This window comes from Agromyces sp. P2_B3 (assembly GCF_056404815.1).
Window position 1 is genome coordinate 1 of the sequence record NZ_JBFUDH010000050.1, and the last position, 994, is coordinate 994.

1 protein-coding gene is annotated in these 994 nt (G+C 65.7%); it reads right to left on the reverse strand.

Annotated features, from left to right (window positions below; all coding sequences use genetic code 11):
• Nucleotides 1-18 precede the first annotated feature (18 nt).
• The coding region (locus tag AC1DZA_RS20120; RefSeq protein ID WP_476774099.1) for an IS30 family transposase at nt 19-994 on the reverse strand (976 nt) is incomplete at its 5' end.

A 994-nucleotide genomic window follows, 5' to 3' on the forward strand; every position in this document is an offset into this window, starting at 1 on the left:
GCGGTGTATTGGGCGGATTCAACTGGTCGTCGCAACACCGCTTGTTTGCAGCAAGTGTAGGTGCTCGTCGAGTGCCTCGGCCGGGGTGCGCCAGCCGAGGCGTTTGCGGGGTCTGGTGTTGAGGGCGTGGGCGACGGCGGCGAGGTCGTCCGGGGTCCAGCGTGAGAGGTCGGTTCCCTTCGGGAAGTACTGCCGGAGCAGCCCGTTGGTGTTTTCGTTCGTGCCGCGCTGCCAAGGGCTGCGGGGGTCGGCGAAGTAGACCTTCAAGCCAGTGTCGACCGCGAACTGAGCATGCGCGGACATCTCTTTCCCCCGGTCCCAGGTCAGGGAGCGCTTGAGCTCCTCCGGCAGAGTGCTCATCGCTCTCGCGAGAGCGCGGTTCATCGAGAGCGCGCCGTAACCAGACAGCGCCGGACCGTTCTTGACGATCGGCTGTTCCCGCCAGCCCTCTTCTCGAGGCAGGTGGACCAACGTGGTGAACCCTGTTGTCCGCTCGATGACGGTGCCGATCGCGGACCTGTTGATGCCGATGATGAGATCCCCTTCGTGGTGACCGGGGATGGCGCGGTCCTCAGCTTCCGCGGGTCGCTCGCTGATCAGGACATCGGCGGTGACGTGCGCCCACGGCACCCGCTTCGACCGCGCACGATTCATCCGGAGCGCCCGTCCGGTGCGCAGACACAGGATGAGCTCGCGCTTGAGCGCCCCGCGGCTCTCAATGAACAACGCCTGGTAGATGGCCTCGTGGCTGATGCGCATGCTGTCATCATCAGGGAAGTCAAGCTTGATCCGGTGCGCGATCTGCTCGGGACTCCACCCCAGCACCCAGCCCCGGTCCTTCCTGTGAGGCTTGTTCTGCCCCGTCCATCTCGGTGGTTGCGGGCCAGGCACAACACACCCGTCCGGGCGGCGGATCTGACCGGAGAGACGCTCCTGCACATACTCGCGCAGCCGAGGATTCGCGGCCAGCTTCGCGACCTTCGGTCTTCGAGCG